This window comes from Mycobacterium colombiense (assembly GCF_003284975.1).
GTDB lineage: Bacteria > Actinomycetota > Actinomycetes > Mycobacteriales > Mycobacteriaceae > Mycobacterium > Mycobacterium europaeum_A.
This window is the reverse complement of sequence record NZ_QMEU01000185.1, coordinates 1-4,611: the sequence shown is the minus strand read 5'-3', so window position 1 is coordinate 4,611 and position 4,611 is coordinate 1. Positions and strand designations below refer to the sequence as shown.

Sequence of the window (4,611 nt, the reverse complement as noted above, 5' to 3'; positions counted from 1 at the left end):
ACCGCGCCGAGGCCGAGACCGAAGAGCTGCGCACGGCTCTGGGCGCGGGCGGCACCGGCAAGGGCACCGCGGGCGCCATGCGCGGCGCGGCCGGGGCGATGAAGGACCTCGAGCGACGCCAGAAGTCGCGTCAGACCCGGGCCTCGCGCGATGCGCTGGACCGCGCGCTGATCGACCTGGCGACCTACTTCCGCGACGCGCTGATGGCCTCCGCCCTTAAAGGGGCAGCCACGGTGCGGGCCAACCACCCGGACATGGCCGAGCGGGTGGCCGCGTTGGCCGCCCATGCCCCGCCCGCGCGGCTGCTGCGCTGCATCGAAGCGGTGCTGGAGTGCCGCGAGGCGCTGGCGATCAACGTCAAGCCCAAGTTCGCCGTCGACGCCATGGTCGCCACCATCGGCCAGCAACTGCGCGACTAACCGCCTGGCTTGGGTCTGCCCGCCCGCCTGCCGTAGACTCGTGCCGCCCGGCGTGCGGGTATGCCGCCTTAGCTCAGTCGGTAGAGCGATTCACTCGTAATGAATAGGTCGGGGGTTCGATTCCCCCAGGCGGCTCCATCTTTTCACCCGACGCGTTCAGGCCGGCGCGACGAACCCCACCGGGCCCGACGCGATGCACAACGCCAGCGCGGTCGTGTTGGCCCGCACCGTGATCGCGTCGCCGGCGCCCGGCAGCCGCGCGAAGACCCGGTTGAGTCCGGGATGCACCGGCACCTTGACCTCGGGACCCTGTGTCATCGACAACGTCATCGAGCCGTCGCTGTTGGCCAGGTAGTTCAGTTCGACCGTCCAGTCGGCGGGCAGCAGCGGGCCGTCGAGGACCAGGCGCGCCGGGCGGTCCGGCTGGGCGAAGTAGCCGCACTGCGGCATCGGCCCGGGCGCGATGGTCCGGACCCAGGTCACCCGCGCCTTGATCAGCCGCCCCGAGGGGTCGAACATGCGCAACTGCGTTGTGGCGGGCGCGAACTCGGGCCTGTCCCTCAGTAAGGCGAACAGGTGGCTGGCCAGATTCTCCGGCGCGGCCACCCGCTGCAGCACGAACGGGTCGACCTCCTGATCCAGCAGCGGCGCGTCCGAGGTCGCGTGGGCCGCGGCCAGCGACGCCCGCGCGTTGCGCAGATAGGGCTGGGCCGGGTTGTCGCGCCAGCTGGTCAGGAACGTGACCGTCGAGTACAGGCTGCTGGCCACGAACAGTACCGCCACAACCGTGACCAGCGCGCTGCGTTTCGGCGAAGCGTCGAGCCAGCGCGGCCCGGCCCGCCGGTTGGGCGCGCGCAACGCCACCGCGGCCAGCAGCGCCAGCACCACGACCAGATCGGGCAGGTAGCGCAGCGTCTGCGCCAGCTCGAGCGCGGTCTGCTTCGACGAGCGCATCAGATAGATCGGCACCTGGCAGGCCACGGCGTAGCCGACGGCGATCGCCCACACCGGCCCGATGCGCTCCTTGCGCACCAGCGACACCGCCAGCGTCGCGGCCAGCGCCAGCCACCCCAGCGCCATCACCGACGGCGGGGGCGTGGCCCAGGGCGAGGCGGGCGCCCAGCGGTCCCAGTGCCACGGGCCGCCTGCCAGCCCCGGCACGATGCCATGCGTGATCGACCGCGCCAGCAGCCGGCCCGTCATCGACAGGTCCGAACTCCACCGCTGCTGATTGACCACGGCCAGATAGAGCGCGATCCAGGCGGCGGTGAGCGCCAGCGCGGCGATCCACAATCGCAGGCCGGCCCGCCACGCCGTCGCCACCGCCGATCCCAGGCTGCGATCGCCGGTCACGTGGCGCAGCAGCGCGGCCAGGGCGAACGCTACGAACGGGATCACCGCGGCCTTCTCGAAGAACAACAGCCCACCGAGGTAGACCAGCACGCCGGTCACCGCGTAACGCTGTTTGCCGGTGCGCATCAGCAGGACGGCGTCGGCGCTCACCCAGGCCAGCGCGGCCAGCATCGGCAGCGAATTCAGCGCGGCCGCCCACCACGCGAAGCCGGGCACGGCCAACGGGATGAACAGCGCGAACGTCAACGGGATCAGCAGCACCGGCCGCCAGCCCAAGATGACGTGCAGCGCGCGCAACAGCGCCAGCGAGGCCAGCAGTTGCAGCACCAGCAGGCTGACCGCCGGCCACGTCCAGTCCAGTGGCGCGAGCCGGATGATGGTGCCCGCGAGCAGAAATGCCCCGGGCATGACGTGCCCGTCGTGGTCATCGAAGAGATACGACGGCGCCAGCAGGTTGTGGGTGCCGGCCTTGCCGATGAGGATCAGGTCGTCCCAGTAGAAGTAGCCGCCGAAGGCCAGCACCGCGCGCACGGCCAGCTGCACCGCGATGAGCGCGACCGCCACGACCGCTATGTATGGTGGGCCGGTGCGTGCACTGGTTACCGGGGCAGCCGGATTCATCGGCTCGACGCTAGTCGAACGTCTGTTAGCCGACGGTCATGCGGTGGTGGGGCTGGACAACTTCGCCTCGGGCCGCGCGACCAACCTCGAGCATCTGGCCGACAACCCGGCCCACGTCTTCGTCGAGGCCGACATCGTGACCGCCGACCTGCAGGCCATCCTCGACGAGCACCGCCCGGAGGTGGTGTTTCACCTGGCGGCTCAGATCGACGTGCGGCACTCGGTGGCCGACCCGCAATTCGACGCGTCGGTCAACGTGATCGGCACCGTGCGCCTGGCCGAGGCCGCCCGCCGGGCGCAGGTGCGCAAGATCGTGCACACCTCCTCCGGCGGGTCCATCTACGGCATCCCGCCGCGCTACCCGACCAGTGAGGACGACCCGACTGATCCTGCTTCGCCCTACGCCGCCGGGAAGGTGGCGGGCGAGATCTACCTGAACACCTTCCGTCACCTGTACGGCCTGGACTGCTCGCACATCGCGCCGGCCAATGTCTATGGGCCGCGCCAGGATCCGCACGGTGAGGCCGGGGTGGTGGCGATCTTCGCCCAGGCGCTGCTGTCGGGCAAGCCCACCAAGGTTTTCGGCGACGGCGGCAACACCCGCGACTACGTCTTCGTCGACGATGTCGTGGACGCCTTCGTCAGGGCCTCCGGTGACGCCGGGGGCGGGCAGCGCTTCAACGTCGGTACCGGCATCGAAACCTCGGACCGCCAACTGCATTCGGCGGTGGCGGCCGCCGTCGGGGCGCCCGACGACCCGGAGTTCGCGCCGCCGCGGCTGGGTGACCTCAAGCGGTCCTGCCTCGATATCGCTTCTGCCGCCGAGGTCTTGGGGTGGAAGCCGAAGGTCGAGCTGTCCGAAGGGGTGGCCCGCACGGTGGAGTACTTCCGCCGGGCGCAGGCCCGCTAGCCCGTTTCGGGTGCCTGCGCGGATTCCAGTGCCACCGCGCGGGCCAGCCGCGCGTAGCGCAGCTCCAAGTCCTTGAACCGCATGTACGTGCTGAGCGTGGTGAAACAGAACGCCATGATCAGCGCGTAGAGCATCAGGTCGGTGCCGCGGCGCACCCCGAACCACTGGGCCACCACCGTGGTGTCGTCGGGACGCAGCACCGCATAGATGCCGCCCAGCACGAACACCACGTAGCCCACCTTCACCCAGGCCTTCGACCGCGAATTGCGCCGCGAGCGCAGCAGATACACCAGCAGCGCGACGATCGACCCGATGAGCAGCACCTGAATCCAGTTCATGGAGTCCTCCCTCGCAGGAATCCGTCGAAAATGATGTTGACGCCGTTGAGCAGGGGCTGCCCCTTGGACCTCGAGTACTCGGTGTAGAGCACCTCGATCGGCTCTTCGGCTACGCGCCAATGGTTTTCGTCGATCAGCATGACGAATTCGTTGGCGTGGCTCATGCCGCTCATGGTGATGTCCAGCCCGTCGGCGACCTTCTTGTTGAACACCCGCAGCCCATTGTTGGTGTCGGTCAGGCCAAGTCGGCGGCCGCGCCGGCTCAGCCGCGCCGCGGTCTGCAGCACGATCCGTTTCACCAGCGGCGGCCGGGCCCCCCGCTGGGTGCCGAACCGGGTGCCGATCACGACGTCGACGTCCCCGGCGCGCAACCGGTCGACCATGGTCGCCAGGTCCTTGACGCGGTGCTGGCCGTCGGCGTCGAACGTGGCGAAGACCTCGGCCCCCGGCTGCCTGCGGGCGTACTCCACGCCGGTCTGGATGGCCGCGCCCTGCCCGAGGTTGATCGGGTGGCGCACCAGGTGAGCCCCGGCCCGCCGGGCGATCTCACCGGTGTCGTCGGCGCTGCCGTCGTCCACGCAGACGACGTTGTCGAATACCGAGCGCACGTCGGCAACCACCTCGCCGATGACAGCTGCTTCGTTGAAGGCGGGAATGACGACCCAGACGACCGAATAATGCGTTTCAGTACCCATCTAAGCCCACAAGGTACACGCTGGTGCAGGCCGAATCAGCCGGTAGAGCGCGCGGCGCGCGACAGCGCCACCAAATGGACGCCGATGCCCACCACCGGGCCGCACAGCAACCCGACCACGGTCCGGGTCTGCAGGGACAACGGCAGCAAAAGCAGCAGTCCCGAGGCGACCGTGGCGCTCACCCAGCCCAACGAGTAGGCCCGGTGCAACGCGGCGGCCACCGCCGCCGCCCCGGTCAGCGTCAGCATGGCGATCGCCACCGCCGCCGCGGTCAG

5 protein-coding genes, 1 tRNA gene and 1 pseudogene are annotated in these 4,611 nt (G+C 69.8%); 3 read left to right on the top strand and 4 right to left on the bottom strand.

Annotated elements, in window-relative coordinates; translation table 11 throughout:
* Both DQP58_RS25930 and DQP58_RS25925 read left to right on the top strand, forming a co-directional pair.
* The coding region (locus DQP58_RS25930) for a DNA polymerase III subunit delta' C-terminal domain-containing protein (protein ID WP_430916599.1) at positions 1-419 on the top strand (419 nt) is incomplete at its 5' end.
* A 62-nt stretch (positions 420-481) separates the two neighbouring features.
* A tRNA-Thr gene (locus tag DQP58_RS25925) sits at positions 482-557 on the top strand.
* A gap of 18 nt (positions 558-575) precedes the next feature.
* On the opposite strand, the gene DQP58_RS25920 is transcribed toward DQP58_RS25925, so the two are convergent.
* Entirely contained in the window at positions 576-2,393 is a 1,818-nt protein-coding gene (locus DQP58_RS25920) for a hypothetical protein (protein WP_112710906.1), read from the bottom strand.
* Here DQP58_RS25920 and DQP58_RS25915 point away from each other — a divergent pair.
* Entirely contained in the window at positions 2,359-3,303 is a 945-nt protein-coding gene (locus tag DQP58_RS25915; protein WP_112710905.1) for an NAD-dependent epimerase/dehydratase family protein, read from the top strand. The two genes, DQP58_RS25920 and DQP58_RS25915, sit on opposite strands and share 35 nt — an antisense overlap.
* Here the strand turns inward: DQP58_RS25915 and DQP58_RS25910 are convergent.
* From DQP58_RS25910 to DQP58_RS25900, 3 genes and pseudogenes are all read right to left on the bottom strand, one after another.
* Positions 3,300-3,641: a DUF2304 domain-containing protein gene (locus tag DQP58_RS25910; RefSeq protein WP_112710904.1), complete on the bottom strand. Its 342-nt coding sequence runs from the start codon at positions 3,639-3,641 to the stop codon at positions 3,300-3,302. The genes DQP58_RS25915 and DQP58_RS25910 overlap by 4 nt on opposite strands.
* The gene (locus DQP58_RS25905) at positions 3,638-4,336 is read right to left on the bottom strand and encodes a glycosyltransferase family 2 protein (RefSeq protein ID WP_112710903.1); all 699 of its coding nucleotides are present in this window, start codon (positions 4,334-4,336) and stop codon (positions 3,638-3,640) included. Before DQP58_RS25905 ends, DQP58_RS25910 begins: the two co-directional genes overlap by 4 nt.
* 35 nt (positions 4,337-4,371) lie before the next feature.
* Positions 4,372-4,611, bottom strand: a pseudogene (locus DQP58_RS25900) (hypothetical protein); the annotation flags it as partial.

Coding starts and splice junctions, on each gene's coding strand:
- DQP58_RS25920 (WP_112710906.1), bottom strand. CDS start 2,393: ATGAATCCGGCTGCCCCGGTAACCAGTGCACGCACCGGCCCACCATAC.
- DQP58_RS25910 (WP_112710904.1), bottom strand. CDS start 3,641: ATGAACTGGATTCAGGTGCTGCTCATCGGGTCGATCGTCGCGCTGCTG.
- DQP58_RS25905 (WP_112710903.1), bottom strand. CDS start 4,336: ATGGGTACTGAAACGCATTATTCGGTCGTCTGGGTCGTCATTCCCGCC.